The organism is Flavobacterium crocinum, assembly GCF_003122385.1.
Taxonomy (GTDB): domain Bacteria; phylum Bacteroidota; class Bacteroidia; order Flavobacteriales; family Flavobacteriaceae; genus Flavobacterium; species Flavobacterium crocinum.
In genome coordinates this window covers 556440-576983 of the sequence record NZ_CP029255.1, presented here as the reverse complement: position 1 = coordinate 576983, position 20544 = coordinate 556440, and the positions used below count along the sequence as shown (strand labels likewise).

Here is a 20544-nt window from a genome sequence, read left to right as displayed (position 1 = left end):
ATTACAGAACTAATGATAAAAAGAAACTTATTAGCAGTTTTATTACTGTTAACCTTCGCTGTTAATGCGCAGGAATCAAATAAACAAGAATTAAATAAACAGGATGTAAAAAACGAAGTAATGCGTATTTTAGATTCTATCAACAAAGCCAAACTCCGGGACACTGAATCCGGAGGAGGAATTGAAGAACACTGGTACGACAGAATCTCTTTAAGAGGTTATGCACAAATTCGATACAACGGTCTTTTTTCTACAAATGATAAAGTTTCCTGCGAACAATGTGATAAATCCTGGGGAACAACTTCTACAGCTCCGGATGCCAAAGCAAACAACGGACTTTTTATTCGTCGTGCACGTTTAGTATTTTCAGGACAAGTTCATCCAAATGTATTTTTCTACTTCCAGCCTGATTTTGCCAGTTCACCAAGTACAGGAATTCAGAACTTTGTTCAGATTCGTGATTTGTATTTTGATCTTTCTTTTGATAAGCTACGAGAATATCGTGTTCGTGTTGGGCAAAGTAAAATTCCATACGGATTCGAAAATATGCAATCCAGCTCGCAGCGTTTAACTATGGACCGTGCCGATGCGATAAACAGTTCCATATTAAACGAACGTGATTTGGGAATTTTCTTTTATTGGGCTCCAGCCGAAATAAGAAAACGTTTTGAAATGCTGGTAAAAGACGGTTACAAAGGTTCGGGTGATTTTGGAGTTTTTGCTTTTGGAGTTTACAACGGGCAAATTGCTAATAAACTGGACGGAAACCGAGATCTGAATGTAGTCACTAGAGTTACCTATCCATTCGTAATTGGAAGCCAGATTATCGAACCGGGAATCCAGGCTTATACAGGAAAATGGGCTTTTACCGGAGAAATTTCATCAGGTGTTACGGTAAACGATCCGCAATATGTAAAAGACCAGAGAGTAGGAGCAACATTTGTTTTATATCCAAGACCTTTCGGAATTCAGACAGAATATAATATTGGAAAAGGACCAAGATATAATACCGTAACCAATACAGTTGATGAAACGGATTTAAATGGTGGTTATGTTTTATTAAACTATAAATGGGATATTAAAAAACAACGTATTTATCCTTTCGCTAAATTTCAATATTATGATGGAGGTAAAAAATATGAGAAAGATGCCAGAAGTTATGTTGTAAGAGATTATGAATTTGGTATCGAATGGCAGCCAATCAAAGCGTTTGAGCTGACTGCAGAATATGTGGTGGCAGACAGAACTTTTGAAGACAGTGCACTCCCAATAAACAGACAACAAGGAAATGTGCTAAGATTACAAGCGCAGTTTAACTTCTAAAAGAAGAAAATCTGCATTAATCCGCGTTTTTGCGAAAGCAAATCCGTTTAATCCGTGTTCCAATTTTTGGCACAGATTAAACGGATTTTTTTATGCTTGAGAATTATTTTCGAAAACAGCAAATAACGAATCCCAGTCGATATTATTTTCAAACTGAGACAAGCCTTTAAAAGCCTTTACTTTTGATAGATCTTCAATAGTAAAGTCATCTTGCATTGCATAAGGTACGAGATTTTCTTCCTGAAGTTTTACCGCCAGATATTCCTGTTCGTATTGTCCCGGAGTAGGAATAAAAAAAGCTTTTTTGCCCAATTTAGCCAAATCCATAACAGTGGTATAACCAGAACGACAAAGAACAAATTCACTTTCGTTAAAAGTCTGTTCCAGCTGTTTTGAATTCATGAAATTATAATAGGTAACATTTCCAGCCTGCCATTTTTCCTGAGATTTATCTACAATGCCTTGCACAAAAACTACTTTTCCGGGAAATTTAGCCGCTTCTTTCTGTAGTTTTTCATCTAAGAAAGTACGCTGCGGTTCCGGTCCTGATAATATAATCATCAGATCATATATTTTTGGAGTGTCTTTTTTTCGCATTCGGCTTAGCGGACCAATATATTTTAAATTCAGTTCTTCAGATTTAACATGCCCTAAATCTCCCGTAAGATTTACTTCGTCATTGGTATCAGGAACCCAGCATTCGGTATATTTTTTTATAATTTTTTGATGGCATATACTCGTAAACCAAGTCGTATTTCCTGTCATCACATTTAACTGATGCGTCATAAAAACGGATGGGACTTTTTTACTGAAAACCCCCAATCTGTTATCAGATATGATACCATCAATTCCATGTTTTTTAATCCAGGTATTGACCATTTTTTTCTCATCCAAAATGGCGGTAATCATTTTAGGAAGGTTTTTTATCAGCTTCCATTTAAAGTTTTTTCCATTCTTTGCATATTCGATATGATAAGAAGGAAGTTCTAAAGTCTGTATATAAGGAAATTCTTTTCGCAATAAAGCCAGCGCAACCCCATCTGAGGCAATAATCGGAATGTAATTATTCTCCTGAAGCGCCTTTATAATAGGAATACAACGAGTTGCATGGCCAAGACCCCAATTTAATGGAGCGACTAAAATAGTTTTATTCGCAGAATAATCAATGCTCATTTTTAATGCTTTTTAAAAACGAAGATAAAGAAATATGTTTTGGATGTTATTTCGAGGGTATTACTAAATTATTAACTCTATATTCCCATAAATACTAGGAATTTATAGGGGTGTTTTAAAAATATTTTCATTTCTCCAAATAAGATTATCTCTATGTTAAGTAATTTTCCATTTTTTGAAATGACCTTAATAAGGAAATTTGTAGGTTTAGTTGCAAAATAAGAAAAGAAGCTTTCTAAAAAAAGGATAATTCCTTCTGTCAAGTGAGGGATTTATAACTCTTCTAACCAATAATAGCCCCAGCGGGGTAAAATATTTATAGAATTGGAATAAGACAAATAAAAAAAGCTCCAGCGGAGCGATATATTTAAATTGTGAAAAAAATATGTCGCTCCGCTGGAGCTTTATATTGTAAACCTAATATTGTTTCTATAAATATTATGCTTCTCCGAAGCATACAAAAAAGGAGCTGTTTGAATGCTCCTTTTAAATTTGTAATGTAAGCAAAGCTTAGCAGCTAATTATCTTAGAACCTTAGCATCTTAGTATCTCAGCATCTTAAAAATTAATCCTGAATATACGTTTTATTACCATTTTTGTTAATGTAATATTTACCGCCTCTTGGGCCAGTGTATACTTTTTTACCGTTGTATTCACCGGTAACTTTATCCGGAACAGACGGTGCTTTTTCGTTTGTTTCTTTTAAAGTTTTTGTGGCAGATTTTTTGGCAGCTGTAGCATCTTTCTTTGCGTTATCAGCTTTTGTCGTTGTTTTTTTAGCATCGGCTTTAGCTTTGTCTGCTGTACTTTTAGCTTTGTCAGACGTAGCAGTTGCTTTTTTTGCATCGGCTTTTGCTTTTGCTGCTTCTTTATCGGCAGTTTTTTTTGCTGCATCAGCAGATTCTTTCTTTGCTTTAGATGTTGCTGCTTTGGCATCATCTGCTGCTTTTTTAGATTTTGTGGCTTCTTTTTTGGCGTCAGCCGAAGCTTTGTCTGCACTTGCTTTTGCTTTTTTTGCCGAAGCTTCTGTTTTAGTTTTTGCCGCTTTTGTAGTTGTTTCCTGGGCGTAGAAATTAGCTGAGAAAATAGCTAATAAACAGGTTAATACTAATTTTTTCATGAGGTTATATGTTTAAATTTTCAATTAAAGTTAAACAATTTTTTGTCATCTTTTTCGGAGCGCATTAAAAATATGCACGAAGCTGAATGTTGCCGGTATGAATTGTATTTCCGGTTTCGCTTTTACGTCCGAGATAATTTAAATTAACATCTAAAAAGGATGTAATGTTCTTTTGCAAAAGTAATTTCCAAACCAGATTTGATCCTGCCTGAAGTCCTTCCAGCATTTGAAAACCTACAGAAGAAAATTCATTTCCGTTAAATTTATTTTCATAAAAAGAAAACTCTCCATTTACTGTTACTTTCTTTTCTCCGGCATAAGAAAACGAAGTTCCAATTCGGTTTTGTTTTAAAGTTTCAAAATTGCCTATTTGATTTTTCTTGTTCTGAAGTTCATAAAAGAAATCCAGTTTTGTATTCTTAGAAAACAAGTAACTGATTTTTGGCGCCAATTGCCAGCCATTGATATCATAGTTTTTCTCTTCAAAATCTTCCGAAACTAAATCGGTTTTAATGGTTTTGGTAAAGAAATTAAATAACCAGCTTTTCTGATACAAATGCGTGTATTGAAGTTGATGCGAATAATTACGGACATTTTGTGAGCCAATAGAAAGCAAACTTTTTCCTTTATTGACTAAATAAGAATAGGTGACCGAATGTTTCTGACGTCCGCGATTGTAAAATAAGCTGTTTCTGAAACTTGAATTCAAGCCTAAAATATTTTCTTTAGAAGAATTAAACGGATTCAGTTCCAGTTTTTCACCTTCGCTTTTTACTTTTCTATCCATTATAAAAGAAGTCTGATTGTAGAAATAAGACAACAATTTTTTGAAACCTTTTTCATTCTGCCATTGCAAAGGATTCAAAGTTAAAGACTGTGAAAACTTGTTCTGATTAGTTTTGATGTAAATCTGATTCGGCAAAAAGATTCTCACATATTTGGCCTGATCCTGAAAAACGGCAATTTCAAATTCCTGTAATTCCTGAATTCCGTTTCCATTATAATCATTCCAGGTGTAAACACCTTGTCCTGTCGGAACTTCGACATAAGTGAATTCTTGTTGAGCAATGGTTCCTGAACTGGTTTCATAAGTAGTTCCAATCTGCATTAACTGATTAAAGAATCGATCATTGTATAAAACTCTTGAATTTAAAGATGGTTCATTTTGTCTGGATTGATCTGTGAAATCCAAATTTCGATAACTCGCATAAACTGCCAAATCGGTTGTTTTGTTCTGAATTAATTTAGACTTTAAATAATAGGTTTGCGAATTATTGACATGCTGTAATAATCCGTTTTGTAAACTATCATTTCGTCTTTGTAGAAAACCAACTTCAACAAAGACTTTTGTACTGTCACCTCGTCCCGTAAAAACGCCATATTCTGAAAAACGCTGGCTTAACGTTGAAAACTGATTCGTTATTTTGTCTTTCTCCTGATTATCTTCAAGCTGCATAGTTCCTCCAATCCAGTTTTTACCAAAATGATATTTTGTTCTGGTTTGGTTTCTGATAAATTTTGAAGTTGAAGCCGTTGCATCAGAATTCAAAAAGCTTCCGTTATTCTCAATTGTCCATTTTTTTATTTTGAATAAAGCCGAAGTTGTATGTCTGGAACCCGTATAACTTTCGCTGAAATCTAACTTCTCAAATTGATAAGTAATTAAACCAATGTTTGAAGTTTTCTTTTTAGAAAATAAATTAAAATTAAAACCCGTAACCAAAAGACTCTGATTGCCCAAAAGTGTTCCGGTTAAGTTCCAGTCACGGTTAAATTCTATATTGTATAAACGTTCAATGGACTTGAAATTTTGTTGTACATATTGGTAATTGGCAAAAGCATCTAAACTCCAGCTTCGGGAAAAAAGACGTTTTTTCAGATTGGTTTTAAAAGCGACACCTTCATTATTAGAATCGTCAATATCAGAAAATAAATTCTGATCGTTATTGCTTACAGCCAATTCAAAATCGACCAAAGTTTTCTCGTTCGGATTATATTTTCCTAAGAAAGTCGCAACCTGAAGTTTCATTGGAGCAACAAGCTGTACAATTGGTTCGTAATTGCCCTGAAGAACTCCGTTTACAGGCTCAACATATTGATAAATACGTTCAACCGAATTATTGTTTTGAATGATATAATTTCCCGCATTGGCTCCAACCTGACTAAATCGTACATTGTATAAAACATCTTGCGGATTATTGGAATATTCGTAAACTTCAAACGAATTGATAAGTATTTTTTTATACAAGATTTTATTGTCGGCATATTTATCTTCGTAAGCAGAAGGCGCTTTCATTAGATTGATATCGTCACCGGCTTCACTTAAAATCTGAACTTGTTCCGGTGAAAGATTCTGTTGTAGAGGCTGATTTTTTAAATCATTTTCAGAATACAAATAACCGCCAAAACTCCATTTTTTATTTTCGTGTGTTGCTCCTGCGTAGGTTACGAGACGATTGTAATTTCGTTCAGAATATTGATACTCGACATTAATCCTCATTTCTGAAGTAATCGTGAAAAGCGAAGTAAAGACAATTTCCCCGGCATTATAATCGATAACATAATCGTTGTTTTCACCGCGTTTTAATAAAACGCCGTTTACGTAAACACGTTCAGAACCTGAAATTACGAGAACGTACAATTCACCATTTTGACCTTTTAATTTGTACGGACCCTGATTGCCTTCCTGACCTGTAAAAGTGCTTTTAGCATATTGACCTTTTACAAAAGCTACCGAAGCAAAAACATTGGTTTTGCTTTTTTCGGTATCAAAATCAAAACTTGCCGATAGCCCTTGTACCTTTTTATTGAAACTTAAAAATTGAGTTTTTCTATTTTCTAAAAACACATCGCCGGCGCGAATGTTCCAATCATCACTAAAAAGCTCCATGAAAATATTATCAAACTGATCGAGCTTTTGAGAATAACCGCCATCCTGCAACGGAATATTATTATCCTGAAGCGAAGCACGCAGACTCACTTTATCTGAAATTTTTCCTGTAATCTGTAAATCCAGATTAGAATTTAGAACTGTACTCTGATTATTCCCGATAGTGATTCCTCGAGTAATACTTCCGGAAGTATTTAATCCGTCAAAAGGGGTTACTTTTTTTGTGTTGGCATTATTATCAATTCGGTATAATTTCTCGGTTCCCACATCGCTGTTTACAATTTGTTCCGATTTATAAAGGCTGTATTCTTTGGTTAAGAAATCCGGATATTTGAGGTAATTGACAATTAAAGTGTCGGAAGCTGAGGGAAAGTTTTCCTTTAAAAGTAAAAAGCCTTTTTGGAAATCAATTTTATAGAAAGAAGAATCTATAGGTTCTTTTTTAGTATTTAAAAGCTGAAAGAAACCGGAATTAATGCTGACATTTTCAATCCGAATCGTGTCTTTTGTACTTATTATTTTTTTGGTTTTGTATAACGATTCAGTTTCCTGAGCCTGAACCGCAGAAAACCAAATGAAAACCGTCAAAAACAATAATTTTTTCAACATAATACCTTAACTCTGAAAAGTCAAAAGTAGTATTTATAATTGGGAAAACTGGAAACGTTATTTTGTGTTCTTGACATGAAGGAATAGTTTATTCAGTGAGGTTTCTATCTTTTTTGATTCCTGCTCTGTAACTCATAAAAACAGCAATACCGGATAAAAATGGTCCAATGGATAATCTAAAATCTGAAAATGAAATTTCTTTTAAACTTTCCTTTTGAAGCAAAGGAGCTAAATCAAAGCCAATGAATAATAGAACAAGAATTAAAAAAATAATTACGAATTTTTTTCTAGCTACCATATAATTGTAATTAATAGTATAATTTATCTTTTTACACTTTCACACAAAATCATTAAAATGAGAATCATAATGACACAAAGAAAAACCGAATTGGGATTGGCAAAATTTATGGTCAATCCCATTTCTTTTATTCTCTTCGGTGGAAACATTCTTTTGTCCTTTGGATTATAATAGAAAAGTCCCCAAATCCAATTGTCAGGATCGTGGCTCCAATTGTTTTGCTCTTCTTCAGATGGTTCTTGGTTGTGGTTCATTTTATTTATTATACAAAATCAGTGCATGATTTTCTATCCTCGTTGAGACCCTAGGAAAAACTCCACATAAACATTCAATCATATCTTATTGTTATCAGATTATTTGCTTCTTCCAAAATAAATAATTGTAAATATGGGTACTGCTATTACATATATAATCAAATATATATAATTCTTTTCTAAACCAATAGCCTTAAATATCATATAAGAAAAAAACAATGTGGTAATAATTGCAATTGCAGCTAAAAATAACTGCATTTTTTTATATACATTTTCTCTATTCTCATCTGTAAGCTCCACTGGGTAATTGGCATATTTTGGGTTTTTTATTAGAAGTCCTAGAACAACAAGTATAAACAGATTAACTATAGAAGAAATCCACAATGCATTCTTATGGCTATAACCATCCACTTTTCCCGTTATATCTATATGAGATGCAACAGTTTCAGGAATCTCTGAATAATTACTGAAAAGTAAAAGAATATAGATTGAAAATATTGACAGAGCAATTAGATAAAGTACTCTTATTTTTTTAGAAACCATAATTTAAAATTTACAGATTGATGTGTTGGATAGAGAAACAAGATCAGAGCAGCACAGATTGAAAAGAAAAACGAAAATATACCGTGATAAATTATTATAAAAAGATGAAATATGATTTCGGCACAAAGGATTGCTTTTATTGGCTATTATTTTTTCAATGAAAGAATCGCTATCTTCAAAAAACATGATTCGAAACATTATTAATGCATACAAGGGAAGCAAAATGTAATTGATTGCTATGTATGTTTTAGTATGATTTTGTTTCATGGTTTAATCTTTGTAATTGTTTTCTTTCCAATATTCACTATAAAAATTGTCTGTTTTCATTAATTCTTCATGATTTCCAAATTCTGTTATAGTTTTATTTTCCAATATATAAATCGTATCAGCAATATTTCTTAATTTATGTAAGCGATGCGAAATGAATAAAACAGCACAGTCTCGTTTTATTTTTTGGAGTAGCTGAATAGTGAAATTCTCAGTTTTCCGATCCATCGCTGCAGTAGCTTCATCCAAAATTAAAAATTGGGGTCTTTTATATAAAGCTCTTGCCAATGCAATAAGCTGTTTTTGTCCGCCGCTTAAATTGATACCTTCTTCTCCAACTATGGTCATTAAGCCTTGTGGCAATTGGTCAAAGTAGAATTTGAAGCCATATTCATTAATAAAGGTTACTATGTTTTCTGGAGTATCAATTGCTCCAAGTAATATGTTGTCAATTACAGTTCCGTTAAAAATAGTAATTTCTTGTGGAATTACACCTAATAAATCTCTATAACCTTCAAGTCCTATTTCTTGAAGTTCATGAGTGTTATTTACAATTATGCTACCGTTTTCAAAATTATAAAAACGTTGTAATATTTGTCCCAGAGTACTTTTGCCACTTCCGCTTTCGCCAACAATAGCAGTAAATTTCCCTTTTTCGATTTCTAAATTAATGCCATGAAAAAGTTCACTGCGACCAGCAAACCGAAAAGAAAGATTTTGAATAGAGATTTTATTAATCTCTAAAAGTTCTTGACCTTTTTTGTTTTCTTTTTCTATCGATGCAAATTCATACATTCGGTTAAAAGCTATTTTAGCTTCGTTTATTGGAATCGAAATTAAAGCCAAATTTGCTATTGAAGGAAGTAACGAACCAACAATTCCTAAAATAGCCATTAATTCACCAATTTTAATTTGATGATTAAATACTTGTAAAGAAGTATAAATTAAAATGCCTATAACAAAGAGAACACTTGTTAAGCCTGATTGCCAGGATAAAGTGATGTTGATTTTCCCGAGATTAAATATTTTGTTCTGATAATTGGCGAAAAGATGCTTATTTAACTCATTGAAAATATTTTGTTTATTGTCATTTTTTATAGTCGAAATGCCTTGAATTGTATTTATAAAATTACTTTCGGTAATAGCAGAACTTTGCATGACTTCTTTTTGAGAAAGCAAGATTTTTTTATTGCTACGATAAATTATGAAAAAATACAATGGTAGACTAAAAATACAAATTAATCCCAGTCTCCATGAATAAGAAAATAAGAAAACAGTCGAAATTATAGCGACCAAAACATCTATTATCAAGGTGCTGGTAAGCATTTTAATAACATTTTGTACGCGTTGCGTATCATTTAATCTGGCAACAAGCTCTCCTGTTTTTCGAGTGTCAAAAAAAGCTTTTGGTAATTGTAATAACGCCGAGAAAAACGAATTATTGATCCGGTTATTAAAATCTTTTGATTGTTGAAGCATAAAATATTGTCTTAAGACAGATATTCCGACGCGGGCAGAAAGTAAAATAGTCAGTAGAATAATTCCTGAAATTAATTTGTTGATGTTGTTTGATGGTAATATATCATCAATCAATTTTTGAGAAAACAATGCCATTGTCAATCCTAACCCTGCCACAAAAAATCCAAGTAAAACAGAAATCCAGATTAATTTGTGACCTTCTCGAAGTAAATCTAAAAACCATTTCTTTTGACTGTCTTGCTGCGCTTTTTGAGTGACAAAATTATCATTTGGCTCAAGTGTCAAACAGGTTTTAGAAATCCATATTTTTTCTAATTCAGAAATACTTAAAGTATAAATTCCTTTTGCCGGATTGCCAATTAAGAAACCTTCTTTTTCACTATATTGATAACAAACAATGTAATGCTGCAACTGATTTTCCATTAATACATGTAAAATAACAGGTTGTTTGTGATCGATCAGTGCCTGAATATCAGCTTCGCATCCATCAGCAGTAAACCCCAATTGATTAGCTGCCTGATATAACCCCAACATAGTTGTTCCCTCTTTTGTGGTGCCACTTAATTCCCTGATTTTCTCTATAGAATTATTGCCATTATATAGTTTTATAATAGATAGTAAACAAGCAACACCGCAATCTGATTGATCAAGTTGTAAAGTATGTGTTTTTGCGATCTGCTTTAGACTTAACAATTTCATTGAATATTCAATTTTTTAATCAGGATTACAGGCTTGATCTGCCCTCGTATTTTTTCAGTTAATTTTTGGTTTTTATCATACAGCACTATACAAGGCAATGAATTGACATCAAAAGTCGTTGCAAAAGTAACTTTGCTATCCTGAAGAAAATGAACATTGTTATAAAGATTAAGTTTATAATACTTAGAAAAACTTTCGATTTGTTCTCGTTTTTCAAATGAAATAAAAATGAGTTGATAATCTTTGAATTTTGGCATGTTTTTCTGAATCATGCTTGCTTCTTCATTGCAATATTCACATTCAGTATTAAAGTAAATAAAGATAATTGGGGTTGCTTTTTTTAAATTTTCATTAGTAAAAGTTTTTCCATTTATATCTTGATAAGAAAATAGAGGAATTGTTTTTATTTTTTGCGCTACTTCTTTTTTATGACTTACTTTATTAATGATCTGATAACTCAAAAAAGATATAATGCCAATAAATAGAACCAATAAAATAGTCTTTAAATGTCTGTTCATTATTGTTTTTTTCTGTTTAGAAGGATCGATATTACAAAACAGAGCATTGAAAAAATTCCAAGCAAAGTCTGTTTCCAATCTTGATTGAAAAAGAAGTATCTGATTGCGTATATTATGATCATGATGCAGCCTAATAAGAAGAGTATCTTTTTAAATTTTGACATGCTAACTGTAATTAAGAGTGAAAAACATTACGGTGGCAATCCATAAAAATAAGCTAGGTACATAACTTAAACCGACAACTTTTAGTCCATAATCTGTATTGGTCTGAGTGTGTTTGCCAATTTCATATCCTAAATAAATGATATAGAAAAATTCAAATAAATTAAGAATCTGAAAAGGATAAATAAACCAAGTTTCTAATCCTTTATAACCTATAATATTTAGGGCAGAGAGTGGATAAAAGCTTTGAACATCTCCTAGAGTATAATTGGTTTGAAAAAAGTAAAACCAGATGATTTTAAAAATAGGTACTAGTAAAAAAATAAATTCTGCTTTGAGAACAAAATCTATTATAATTCTAAATTTTAAGTCTGTGTTGAAAAGGAATATTCCTATGTAAATAATTGAAGATATTATTAAGGTTTTTACAATTATAAATATGGGAGGAATTGTATAATTTAACCATTGCCACTTCTTCTGAAATTCAAAAAGTTTTTCGATTTGTAATGAGGTAAGCTGTTCATATAAAGAATTATATAGTAGTTTATCTAAATTCACTATTTCTTTGAGCAAATGATTTAGTAAAATTGATAATACACAAAGTAATAAGTATTTAAGAAAAGTATTTTTAATATTAATTTTTATTGTCATTATTACGACTTTTTTTACTTTTATTAATTAGTGCTATTACAATAGCAATCCCTAGACACAACACTCCAGCCATTTTTAGTGTAGATGAATCTGAATTTTGATTTGTATAATAATAGTAAGCCAGATAAATACTAGCTATAACAGCAATTAAAAACTTAAAAATAGAAAACCTCATATAAGTTATGGATAATAATAGTTGTGTGTTAAATGATGAGCATTTATTGTTTTCGATTTGTTTTGATGTAAATTGTTCTGAAAACGAACTATGAAAAAGTCTATCAAAATTGATTGCATTTTTAAAAAGTTCAGAAACAAACAAAGTCACTATACAAAGCAAAAGCCATTTTATAAATGGGTGTTTCATAATCATTTATTAGAACCAGAAAAATTAGTTACGAAATTGTCAAATAAAAAGATTAATGTTTTGGAGGTTACTTTTAGAATAAAACAAAACAATAATAATTTGATTACAGTGATTTATTGAATAATGATGTGGAGAAGAGTTTTAATTCTTAATCTTTCTGTAAATTAAAAAAAGTGTCATATATATTAATATGCTTGAAATTATAAGCTTAGTATCAGTACTTGTGCAAATAATTGATAATAGATATACTGAATTTAGCATCGTAAATAGATAAATAAATTTTTTCATTTTTGTAAGTTTTATAAAAACACCACTAATTTAGTGGCGTTTTATTTGTTACCAACTAGAGCAAGCTCCACCTGCGGCAGAGTCTGCAGCTAGATAAAAACTAAGTCCAGCAACAGCAAGTGCACCTATGCCCCCCGTAGCTGCGGCAAATACAAAACATCCTGCACCAAGTAATAATCCTGTTGCTTCTTTTGTACAGTATGATGATTTCCCACCTTCTAAATTTTCCATTTGTTTTAATTCTAGTTTTTTCATAATGATTTAAATTTATTGGTTAATATTTTTTCAAATTTATATAGGATTAAAAAAAAGTCTTAGTCGAAAATCGGTTAATTAAAACCTTTTTTTGACTAATTGTAAATTAATTCTTATGTTTATATTTGTTTAAAAAGGTTAAATATGAATAAAATTGTAGGAGATAATTTGAAAATGCTGAGAAAATCAAAAAATATGTCACAGGAAGAAGTTGCAGATTGTTTAAAAATTTCACAGTCTGCTTATGCTAGAATGGAGCGTGGCGAAAGTACTTCTTGGACTATTCATTTTAATAAAATCTGTCAAATGTTCGATATAACTCCTGAAGAATTAGTAAGAAGAGGAGTGGGAGATTCTGTTTATGAAAATTTAATAAGTACAGAACTCCAAACGGAAAGTGAAGCGCTTCACTTTTACAGAAAAATAATAAGACAATACGAATTACAAATAGAAGATTTGAAAATGATTATTAGTGAGTTAAATAAAGGGAAAAACTAAAAAGGCTCTACAATCATGTAGAGCCCTTCTAAATATAGTTGAATTGAAATAATTACCTTTTTATAAAGTATTAATTAAGTTCTTTAGTCACAATCTGCATCGTTTCACGACTCACTTGTTTTAATAAAACTTCTTTGTTAGCTTCAACAGTTGCTGCAGCTTCTTCCGTAAAGTGACGGATTGTGTATAAGGTTACATTTTCGCTGTATTCTACTTTGAATTTTTTAGAAAGAATAGCATTCAATTCCGGGAAATTTCCAAATTTATCTTCCACGCAAACAGAAAAACTAATGGCAGAGTTCTGAATTAAGTTTACTTTGATTTTAAATTCGTGGAATAAACCAAAAATCTCGCTGATGTTTTCTTCCATAATGAAAGAGAAATCAATAGAAGAAAGTGAGATTAAAAGTTGTTCTCTTTTTACAATAAAACATGGATATTGTGGTTCCAGATCAACACCTTTAGAAACGCATGTTCCTTTTAATAAAGGATTAATAAATGATTTTACATACAAAGGAATTTCTTTTTTCTGTAAAGGCTGTAATGTTTTTGGGTGAATAACCGTTGCGCCGTAAAACGCCAATTCGATAGCTTCACGATACGAAATTTGGTTTAAAAGACTTGCATTTTCAAAATAACGAGGGTCAGCATTCATAACTCCGGGAACATCTTTCCAGATCGTTACGCTTTCTGCATTTAAGCAGTATGCAAAAATTCCCGCAGTATAATCAGAACCTTCACGGCCTAAAGTTGTCGTGAAATTGTTTTCGTCAGCACCTAAGAAACCTTGCGTAATGTTTAATTGTTTTCTTGGAACATTTTTGCTGATGTTTTGTTGCGTCGTTTCCCAATCCACTTCTGCATCTCTGTAATTTGCATTGGTCTTAATGAAATTACGTACATCAAGCCATTGTGTCTGAATTCCTCTGAAATTCATATAATGACTAAGAATATTAGTAGAAATCAATTCACCAAAACTTACCACCTGATCATAAACGAAGTTGTAATTTGGAGATTTATTATGCGCTAAAAAATATTCTAATTCAGCGAACTGCGCATTTACAGCTGCAAAAACGTCATTATTTTCATCTTCAAACAAATCCAGTAAGATTTGATTGTGGTATTTTTTGATTTCTTGTACAGAAGAACTTAACTCTGTCGATTTTTCGAAGTAATTCTTTATTACAACTTCAAGAGCATTTGTTGTTTTCCCCATAGCCGAAACCACAAGAATCACGTCTTCATAACCTACTTTTTGTAAAACGTCATATACGTTTTTAATTCCATCAGCATCTTTTACAGATGCTCCACCAAATTTAAATACTCTCATTTTTAATTTTAGATTTTTTAGATTTTAGATTTTAGATTTGAGGAAATCTAGTATTTTGTTTTTTTGCCACAGATTAAAATGATTTTCACAGATTTTTTGCCACGACCCGAGCGATAGCGAACAGGCGAAGCAATTTCACAAATTTCCACTAATTAATTTGTGTTGATTAGTGCAATTCGTGGCAAACTGATATGGATTACAAAAATCATTTTAATCCTAATAATCTGTGGCGAACTATTTTTTTATAATTTTTCTAAGAACGCATTAACTCCCGCTTCATCCATTTGAACGACCTGCCAATCGTCAAGGATTTTGGCACCGGAATTTTTGTAAAAATTAACGGCTGGTGTATTCCAGGCCAAAACATTCCATTCTACTCTTCGAACGCCGTCTTTTTTACCTTGTTTCATGATTTCAGCGTAAAGCGCTGATCCTAAACCGGTACCGCGCATTTTTTCTTTTACAATCAGATCTTCAAGGTGAATTGTCTTTCCTTTCCAGGTAGAATAACGATAGTAGTATAAAGCAATTCCAACTATTTCTTTTTGTTTTTCTTCGTTTTCAACCTCCGCTACAAAAACCTGAAAAAGCGGGTTTTCTCCAAATCCGTCACGAACTAAATCTTCTTCTGTAATCACTACAGCTTCAGGTTCTTTTTCGAATATTGCCAGCTCCTGAATTAGCTCCAACACCGATTTCATGTCCTCAGGATTTCCTTTTCTAATATTCATAATTGGTAAACTTTATTTTTTTGTCCTTTATAGTATTGCTTTTTCCTAATGTAGAATTTGTTTTCACAAACATTTGAAAGAAGCAATTTTATGTATTCGTATTTTTATTTAATTATTATCAAATAAAAATCATTTTAAAAGTTGCTTTTCGCAAAATATTAGCAAATATACAATAAGGGCAAACTAACAAAATAATTTTTAAATCATTCTCACAAAATAAGCGATATTTGTGACTTAAAAATAAAACTATAACGATTTAGCAATGGAAGAACGCAATAAAACACTGGGAGAGTTTATTATTGAGAACCAAAAAGCATTTCAGTATTCGTCGGGAGAGCTCTCGCGAATTATCAACTCTATTAGATTGGCGGCCAAGGTGGTCAATCATAAAGTAAACCAAGCGGGTTTGGTGGATATTATTGGCGCCGCGGGCGAACAGAATATTCAGGGAGAAGACCAGCAAAAATTAGATGTCTATGCCAACGAAGTATTTATCCAGACGTTAATAAACCGTGAGATTGTCTGTGGTATTGCTTCAGAAGAAAACGACGATTATATTACAGTTCAGGGGAGCGACAACTGTCATAATAATAAGTACGTGATCTTAATGGATCCGCTTGACGGATCTTCAAACATTGATGTGAATGTTTCAGTAGGAACGATCTTTTCTGTTTTTAGAAGAGTAACGCCAATTGGAACTCCGGTAACCAGCGAGGATTTTTTACAGCCGGGAATCAATCAGGTGGCAGCAGGCTATGTAATTTATGGAACTTCAACCATGCTGGTTTACACGACAGGTTATGGAGTAAACGGATTTACGTTGAACCCCGCAATCGGAACTTTTTATCTTTCACACCCGAATATGAAGTTTCCAAAAGACGGAAATATTTATTCGGTCAACGAAGGGAATTATGTTCATTTTCCGCAGGGAGTAAAAAATTACATCAAGTATTGTCAGCGTGAAGAAGGGGATAGACCTTATACGTCAAGATATATTGGAAGTTTGGTTTCCGATTTTCATCGTAATATGATTAAGGGCGGTATTTATATTTATCCAACAAGTTCAAAAGCGCCAAAAGGGAAATTACGTTTAATGTATGAATGTAATCCAATGGCGTTTCTTGCAGAACAGGCAGGAGGAAAAGCAACTGACGGATTTAATAGAATTATGGAAATCCAACCAACAGAACTACACCAAAGAGTTCCGTTTTTCTGCGGAAGCTATAATATGGTAGAAAAAGCAGAGGAATTTATGGCAGCTGAATAACAGTATTCAGTTTTTAGTGTTCAGTCACTGTGCAAACCTAACAGGTTTTTAAAACCTGTTAGGTTTTTTTATTTAGGTTTCAGGTTGGTTGTTGGGATTAAAAACAACAAACCCGACAGGCTCAAACCTGTCGGGCTTATAATTAAATTTCGTTTCAGTTTTTCATCAGTTATAAACTGAACACTAAAAACTGACTACTGAATACTATTTATTCATATTCTCCATTTCAAACAAGAAAGTATCTAAATCTACTTTCTGATCTACCAGAGATAATGCTTTTGAAACAATATAGTTTACGTTTCCTGGAGTAAATCCTAAAGCAAGTCCCATACGAACTAACATTACTTCTTGTTTGTCTCCTAAATGATGGTCTACGTGGACCATTCTGGCTAAATCATACAAACGCTCTAAACGCTGTGTATATAAATAAGGAGGATTTATAGGATGTTTCCAAGGATCGGCTAGGATTTCTTTGTACTCGTCTTCTGAAATTTCTAATCTTGAAGCAAGCTTGTTCAAAAACTCCTGCTCTTCGGGAGTTATTTTCCCGTCAGCAAAAGCGACACGTACAATTGCAGAGAAATGACCTCTGTTTCTTTGTTTGAATTCGTTATCAAATAATTCTGAAAATGCCATAATTAGTTAAGGTTTTTATCGAGCAAATATAAATCTTATTTTAATTTGACAAATTTAAATTTCTCATAAAATTTAACTTATTTTTCTTGAAGGATTTGATAGCCTAAATCTTTAATTCTGAAAATTAATCGTAAGTTTACAACCCCTAATTATTTAAATTATAGATTACCTATGTCACAATTTTGGATTTACTTTCAAATAGGATTAAAACACGTTTTAGATATTCATGCCTACGATCATGTTCTTTTTTTAATCGCCTTAACCGTTCCTTATTTGTTTAAAGACTGGAAAAGAATTTTTCTTTTGGTTTCTTTATTTACAATAGGACATACATTGGCTTTAATTCTTTCCGTTTATGGTATCATAACTATAAAAGTAAATCTTGTAGAATTCCTTATTCCCATTACAATTTTGGTAACGGCTCTCTATCATTTATTTACGGCAGGAAAGACTTCAAAAAATGATAGTGTAAATCTCGTATTTTTCATAACTTTATTCTTTGGTATTATTCACGGTTTAGGTTTCTCCAATTATTTCAAAACCATATTAGGAGGATCTGCAACTTCAAAATTATTACCTTTGGGAGAGTTTGCTTTAGGGATTGAAGCGGCACAATTGGTAGTAGTTTTTGTGGTCTTGGTAATATCATATATAGTGCAAACCGTTTTTCGTTTTTCAAAACGCGACTGGGCACTGGTAATGTCGGCTTTTGTTATTGGAGTTGTAATTCCGATGATTATCGAAAGTCCGATTTGGAACAGATAAAATAAATGGAAGTAAAAAAATTGAATAAATACGATAAAGCGTATCTGCGAATTGCAAAAGAGTGGAGTCAGCTTTCTTATTGTAAAAGAAAACAAGTTGGCGCCATTATCGTAAAAGACCGAATGATTATTTCTGATGGTTACAATGGTACGCCATCCGGATTTGAAAATTGCTGCGAAGACGAAGAAGGTCTTACACGTTGGGATGTTTTACATGCCGAAGCAAATGCGATCCTTAAAGTAGCAAGGTCTACACAATCTTGCGAAGGTGCCACATTATATATTACGCTTTCGCCTTGTAAGGAATGCAGTAAATTGATACATCAGTCCGGAATAAAAAGAGTGGTGTATAAAGATGGATATCGTGATGATTCCGGAATTCAATTTTTAATAAAAGCGGGTGTAGAAGTACAACATATTCCTGACTTAGAAGAGTAATGAAATTTAATTCGAAATATTTACCTATAATAATCGGAGCGACTTTTGCTCTGGGAACGGTTGTCGGAAGCCTTATGAACGCTCCCACCGATGATCAGTTTTTGGCTAAAAATTACTCTAAAACCAAACTGAACAAACTGATTGATTTTATCAATAATGAATATGTTGACAGCATCAATACAGACTCTATTGTTAATCTTACAGTAGATAATATACTTTCCAAATTAGATCCGCATTCAGTTTATATTCCGCCAAGCGAACAAGCAGAAGTAGCCGAAAGCATGAAAGGAGATTTCGTTGGAATTGGAATCAATTTTTATATGTATAAAGATTCGGTTGCCATTATAAAACCAATTGAAAACGGACCTTCAGCGAAAGCGGGACTAAAATCTGGTGACCGAATTCTATATGCCGGAAAAACTAAATTGTACGGCAGAAAATTGCCTTCGGATAGCTTGTTTTCAAAATTAAAAGGTTTACAAGGTTCTGAAATCGAATTGACGGTTTTTAGAAAATCAGAACAAAAGAAACTGAAGTTTAAAGTAAAAAGAGATGTTATTCCGATAAAGAGCGTCGATGCTTCTTTGCTGATTGGAAATAATATCGGTTACATCAAAATAAATCGTTTTGCTGAAACCACTTTTAATGAATTCAAGACAGGTTTAACAAGACTAAAACAAAAAGGAATTCAGTCGCTTGTAATTGACCTTCGTGACAATGGCGGAGGTTATATGGAAGAAGCTATTGCCATTGCAGACGAATTTCTAAAAGATAAACAGTTAATCGTTTTTACAAAAAGTAAAAATGGTTCGATCGACAAAACATTTGCTACAAAAGCGGGAAGTTTTGAAACTGGAAAAGTGTATGTTTTAATTAATGAAAACAGTGCTTCTGCGAGTGAAATTCTGGCTGGAGCAATTCAGGATAATGACCGTGGTACAATTGTTGGAAGACGTTCTTTTGGAAAAGGTCTTGTGCAGAGAGAAATGGATTTTAACGACGGATCAGCAGTTCGTTTGACTGTAGCACGCTATTATACGCCAACAGGAAGATCAATCCAAAAGCCTTATAAAAAAGGAAACGAGGATTATTTTAAAGAGTCAGAATCCAGAATTGCGACAGGTGAATTGTATGCAAAAGACAGTATAAAAGTAGCTGATTCGTTAAAATTTAAAACGCCAAAAGGTAAAATCGTTTACGGTGGCGGCGGAATTGTTCCTGATGTTTTTGTTCCGATGGAAGCTGAGCACGGAAATGAAAATGTAGGCTATTTATTGCAGACCGGAATTGTTGGTCATTTTGTTTTTGAAGAATTGGATAAAAATAGAAATGCTTTTGCAGGAGATAATTTCAATACGTTTTTAGCAAAAATGAAAAGTTCTGATGTATACTTCAAAAAGTTTAAAAACTACATTTTAATGACTGGTTTAGACTTAAAACTAGACAAAACAAAAGCACTTGTAAATCGACATATTACTGCTGAATTTGCCAGACAATTATTCGGGGAATTGTATTATTATGATGTAATCTTAAAAGATGATGCCATGATTAAAACTATTCTCAATCCGAAGAAATAAAATCAATTTTTATATCATGAAAATAGAAACCGTTATTAATACAGAAATCGAGCTTCTGACTGCTATTAAGAATTCGGACGTGACAGCTTTGGAAACATTTCTTCACGATGACTTATTGTTCAATCTCCCGGATGGACAAACGATAACCAAAGAATTTGATTTGAATTCCTATCGTTCTGGGAAAATGAAAATAGATTCTTTAGAAGCTTCAGATCAAATTATAAATATTATTGGAGATTCTGCTGTAGTTGCTGTTACTATTTCATTAAAAGGATTATATGAAACAACTCCAATAAACGGCGTCTTCAAATACATTAGAGTTTGGAAGGAATTTGAAAATAATCTAAAAGTTATTGCAGGAAGCTGTATTCAGCTGGCATAAATTTTGGGAAAGAAAATAATATAAACTT

Annotated in this window: 21 protein-coding genes; 7 read left to right on the top strand and 14 right to left on the bottom strand. The window is 32.4% G+C overall.

All coding sequences use genetic code 11. The features are described from left to right. Window positions 1–12: 12 nt before the first annotated feature. Window positions 13–1323: a porin gene (locus HYN56_RS02805; protein WP_109190785.1), complete on the top strand. Its 1311-nt coding sequence runs from the start codon at window positions 13–15 to the stop codon at window positions 1321–1323. Between the two features lie 90 nt (window positions 1324–1413). On the opposite strand, the gene HYN56_RS02800 is transcribed toward HYN56_RS02805, so the two are convergent. The 11 genes from HYN56_RS02800 to HYN56_RS02750 form a co-directional block, all read right to left on the bottom strand. Beyond that, window positions 1414–2496: a glycosyltransferase gene (locus HYN56_RS02800; protein WP_109190784.1), complete on the bottom strand. Its 1083-nt coding sequence runs from the start codon at window positions 2494–2496 to the stop codon at window positions 1414–1416. Between the two features lie 565 nt (window positions 2497–3061). Continuing rightward, window positions 3062–3616, bottom strand: coding sequence for a hypothetical protein (locus HYN56_RS02795; protein WP_109190783.1), 555 nt, complete (start codon window positions 3614–3616; stop codon window positions 3062–3064). A gap of 64 nt (window positions 3617–3680) precedes the next feature. Next, on the bottom strand, window positions 3681–7115 hold the full coding sequence (locus HYN56_RS02790) for a porin family protein (protein ID WP_109190782.1): 3435 nt from the start codon (window positions 7113–7115) through the stop codon (window positions 3681–3683). Window positions 7116–7203: 88 nt separating this feature from the next. Continuing rightward, window positions 7204–7413: a hypothetical protein gene (locus tag HYN56_RS02785; protein WP_091494764.1), complete on the bottom strand. Its 210-nt coding sequence runs from the start codon at window positions 7411–7413 to the stop codon at window positions 7204–7206. A gap of 23 nt (window positions 7414–7436) precedes the next feature. Further along, complete coding sequence (locus HYN56_RS02780) at window positions 7437–7667, bottom strand: DUF5808 domain-containing protein (protein ID WP_109190781.1); 231 nt, start codon at window positions 7665–7667, stop codon at window positions 7437–7439. A 99-nt stretch (window positions 7668–7766) separates the two neighbouring features. Further along, complete coding sequence (locus tag HYN56_RS02775; protein WP_109190780.1) at window positions 7767–8210, bottom strand: DUF1648 domain-containing protein; 444 nt, start codon at window positions 8208–8210, stop codon at window positions 7767–7769. A gap of 270 nt (window positions 8211–8480) precedes the next feature. Beyond that, complete coding sequence (locus HYN56_RS02770) at window positions 8481–10655, bottom strand: peptidase domain-containing ABC transporter (protein WP_109190779.1); 2175 nt, start codon at window positions 10653–10655, stop codon at window positions 8481–8483. Then, window positions 10652–11173 (bottom strand): TlpA family protein disulfide reductase, encoded by a 522-nt coding sequence (locus HYN56_RS02765; protein WP_146194561.1) that lies wholly within the window; start codon window positions 11171–11173, stop codon window positions 10652–10654. Before HYN56_RS02765 ends, HYN56_RS02770 begins: the two co-directional genes overlap by 4 nt. A gap of 165 nt (window positions 11174–11338) precedes the next feature. After that, on the bottom strand, window positions 11339–11986 hold the full coding sequence (locus HYN56_RS02760) for a hypothetical protein (protein WP_109190777.1): 648 nt from the start codon (window positions 11984–11986) through the stop codon (window positions 11339–11341). Further along, complete coding sequence (locus HYN56_RS02755; protein ID WP_146194560.1) at window positions 11970–12350, bottom strand: hypothetical protein; 381 nt, start codon at window positions 12348–12350, stop codon at window positions 11970–11972. The genes HYN56_RS02760 and HYN56_RS02755 overlap by 17 nt, the downstream gene beginning before the upstream one ends. Window positions 12351–12686: 336 nt before the next feature. Further along, on the bottom strand, window positions 12687–12893 hold the full coding sequence (locus HYN56_RS02750) for a hypothetical protein (RefSeq protein WP_109190775.1): 207 nt from the start codon (window positions 12891–12893) through the stop codon (window positions 12687–12689). A 144-nt stretch (window positions 12894–13037) separates the two neighbouring features. On the opposite strand from HYN56_RS02750, the gene HYN56_RS02745 reads away from it, so the two are divergent. Next, window positions 13038–13391, top strand: a complete 354-nt coding sequence (locus tag HYN56_RS02745; RefSeq protein ID WP_109190774.1) for a helix-turn-helix transcriptional regulator — start codon at window positions 13038–13040, stop codon at window positions 13389–13391. Between the two features lie 70 nt (window positions 13392–13461). On the opposite strand, the gene HYN56_RS02740 is transcribed toward HYN56_RS02745, so the two are convergent. Next, the gene (locus HYN56_RS02740) at window positions 13462–14721 is read right to left on the bottom strand and encodes an aspartate kinase (RefSeq protein WP_109190773.1); all 1260 of its coding nucleotides are present in this window, start codon (window positions 14719–14721) and stop codon (window positions 13462–13464) included. A 242-nt stretch (window positions 14722–14963) separates the two neighbouring features. Then, window positions 14964–15452, bottom strand: coding sequence for a GNAT family N-acetyltransferase (locus tag HYN56_RS02735; protein WP_109190772.1), 489 nt, complete (start codon window positions 15450–15452; stop codon window positions 14964–14966). 262 nt (window positions 15453–15714) lie between these two features. Here HYN56_RS02735 and fbp point away from each other — a divergent pair, with 262 nt between their 5' ends. After that, complete coding sequence (fbp, locus tag HYN56_RS02730; protein ID WP_109190771.1) at window positions 15715–16719, top strand: class 1 fructose-bisphosphatase; 1005 nt, start codon at window positions 15715–15717, stop codon at window positions 16717–16719. A 204-nt stretch (window positions 16720–16923) separates the two neighbouring features. Here fbp and HYN56_RS02725 read toward each other — a convergent pair whose 3' ends face one another. After that, window positions 16924–17355 carry a tellurite resistance TerB family protein gene (locus HYN56_RS02725; RefSeq protein ID WP_109190770.1) on the bottom strand — a complete coding sequence of 144 codons (432 nt, stop codon included), beginning with the start codon at window positions 17353–17355 and terminating at the stop codon, window positions 16924–16926. Window positions 17356–17526: 171 nt separating this feature from the next. On the opposite strand from HYN56_RS02725, the gene HYN56_RS02720 reads away from it, so the two are divergent. The 4 genes from HYN56_RS02720 to HYN56_RS02705 are packed head-to-tail and all read left to right on the top strand — an operon-like array spanning window position 17527 to window position 20516. Beyond that, window positions 17527–18120, top strand: a complete 594-nt coding sequence (locus HYN56_RS02720; protein WP_109190769.1) for a HupE/UreJ family protein — start codon at window positions 17527–17529, stop codon at window positions 18118–18120. A 5-nt stretch (window positions 18121–18125) separates the two neighbouring features. Next, complete coding sequence (locus HYN56_RS02715; RefSeq protein WP_091494790.1) at window positions 18126–18557, top strand: deoxycytidylate deaminase; 432 nt, start codon at window positions 18126–18128, stop codon at window positions 18555–18557. Continuing rightward, a complete protein-coding gene (locus tag HYN56_RS02710; RefSeq protein ID WP_109190768.1) occupies window positions 18557–20134 on the top strand; it encodes a S41 family peptidase in 1578 nt (525 codons plus the stop codon). Before HYN56_RS02715 ends, HYN56_RS02710 begins: the two co-directional genes overlap by 1 nt. Window positions 20135–20150: 16 nt before the next feature. After that, on the top strand, window positions 20151–20516 hold the full coding sequence (locus tag HYN56_RS02705) for a nuclear transport factor 2 family protein (protein ID WP_109190767.1): 366 nt from the start codon (window positions 20151–20153) through the stop codon (window positions 20514–20516). The last annotated feature ends 28 nt before the right edge of the window (window positions 20517–20544 follow it).

Coding starts and splice junctions, on each gene's coding strand:
- HYN56_RS02805 (WP_109190785.1), top strand. CDS start 13: ATGATAAAAAGAAACTTATTAGCAGTTTTATTACTGTTAACCTTCGCT.
- HYN56_RS02800 (WP_109190784.1), bottom strand. CDS start 2,496: ATGAGCATTGATTATTCTGCGAATAAAACTATTTTAGTCGCTCCATTA.
- HYN56_RS02795 (WP_109190783.1), bottom strand. CDS start 3,616: ATGAAAAAATTAGTATTAACCTGTTTATTAGCTATTTTCTCAGCTAAT.
- HYN56_RS02790 (WP_109190782.1), bottom strand. CDS start 7,115: ATGTTGAAAAAATTATTGTTTTTGACGGTTTTCATTTGGTTTTCTGCG.
- HYN56_RS02785 (WP_091494764.1), bottom strand. CDS start 7,413: ATGGTAGCTAGAAAAAAATTCGTAATTATTTTTTTAATTCTTGTTCTA.
- HYN56_RS02780 (WP_109190781.1), bottom strand. CDS start 7,667: ATGAACCACAACCAAGAACCATCTGAAGAAGAGCAAAACAATTGGAGC.
- HYN56_RS02775 (WP_109190780.1), bottom strand. CDS start 8,210: ATGGTTTCTAAAAAAATAAGAGTACTTTATCTAATTGCTCTGTCAATA.
- HYN56_RS02770 (WP_109190779.1), bottom strand. CDS start 10,655: ATGAAATTGTTAAGTCTAAAGCAGATCGCAAAAACACATACTTTACAA.
- HYN56_RS02765 (WP_146194561.1), bottom strand. CDS start 11,173: ATGAACAGACATTTAAAGACTATTTTATTGGTTCTATTTATTGGCATT.
- HYN56_RS02760 (WP_109190777.1), bottom strand. CDS start 11,986: ATGACAATAAAAATTAATATTAAAAATACTTTTCTTAAATACTTATTA.
- HYN56_RS02755 (WP_146194560.1), bottom strand. CDS start 12,350: ATGAAACACCCATTTATAAAATGGCTTTTGCTTTGTATAGTGACTTTG.
- HYN56_RS02750 (WP_109190775.1), bottom strand. CDS start 12,893: ATGAAAAAACTAGAATTAAAACAAATGGAAAATTTAGAAGGTGGGAAA.
- HYN56_RS02745 (WP_109190774.1), top strand. CDS start 13,038: ATGAATAAAATTGTAGGAGATAATTTGAAAATGCTGAGAAAATCAAAA.
- HYN56_RS02740 (WP_109190773.1), bottom strand. CDS start 14,721: ATGAGAGTATTTAAATTTGGTGGAGCATCTGTAAAAGATGCTGATGGA.
- HYN56_RS02735 (WP_109190772.1), bottom strand. CDS start 15,452: ATGAATATTAGAAAAGGAAATCCTGAGGACATGAAATCGGTGTTGGAG.
- fbp (WP_109190771.1), top strand. CDS start 15,715: ATGGAAGAACGCAATAAAACACTGGGAGAGTTTATTATTGAGAACCAA.
- HYN56_RS02725 (WP_109190770.1), bottom strand. CDS start 17,355: ATGGCATTTTCAGAATTATTTGATAACGAATTCAAACAAAGAAACAGA.
- HYN56_RS02720 (WP_109190769.1), top strand. CDS start 17,527: ATGTCACAATTTTGGATTTACTTTCAAATAGGATTAAAACACGTTTTA.
- HYN56_RS02715 (WP_091494790.1), top strand. CDS start 18,126: ATGGAAGTAAAAAAATTGAATAAATACGATAAAGCGTATCTGCGAATT.
- HYN56_RS02710 (WP_109190768.1), top strand. CDS start 18,557: ATGAAATTTAATTCGAAATATTTACCTATAATAATCGGAGCGACTTTT.
- HYN56_RS02705 (WP_109190767.1), top strand. CDS start 20,151: ATGAAAATAGAAACCGTTATTAATACAGAAATCGAGCTTCTGACTGCT.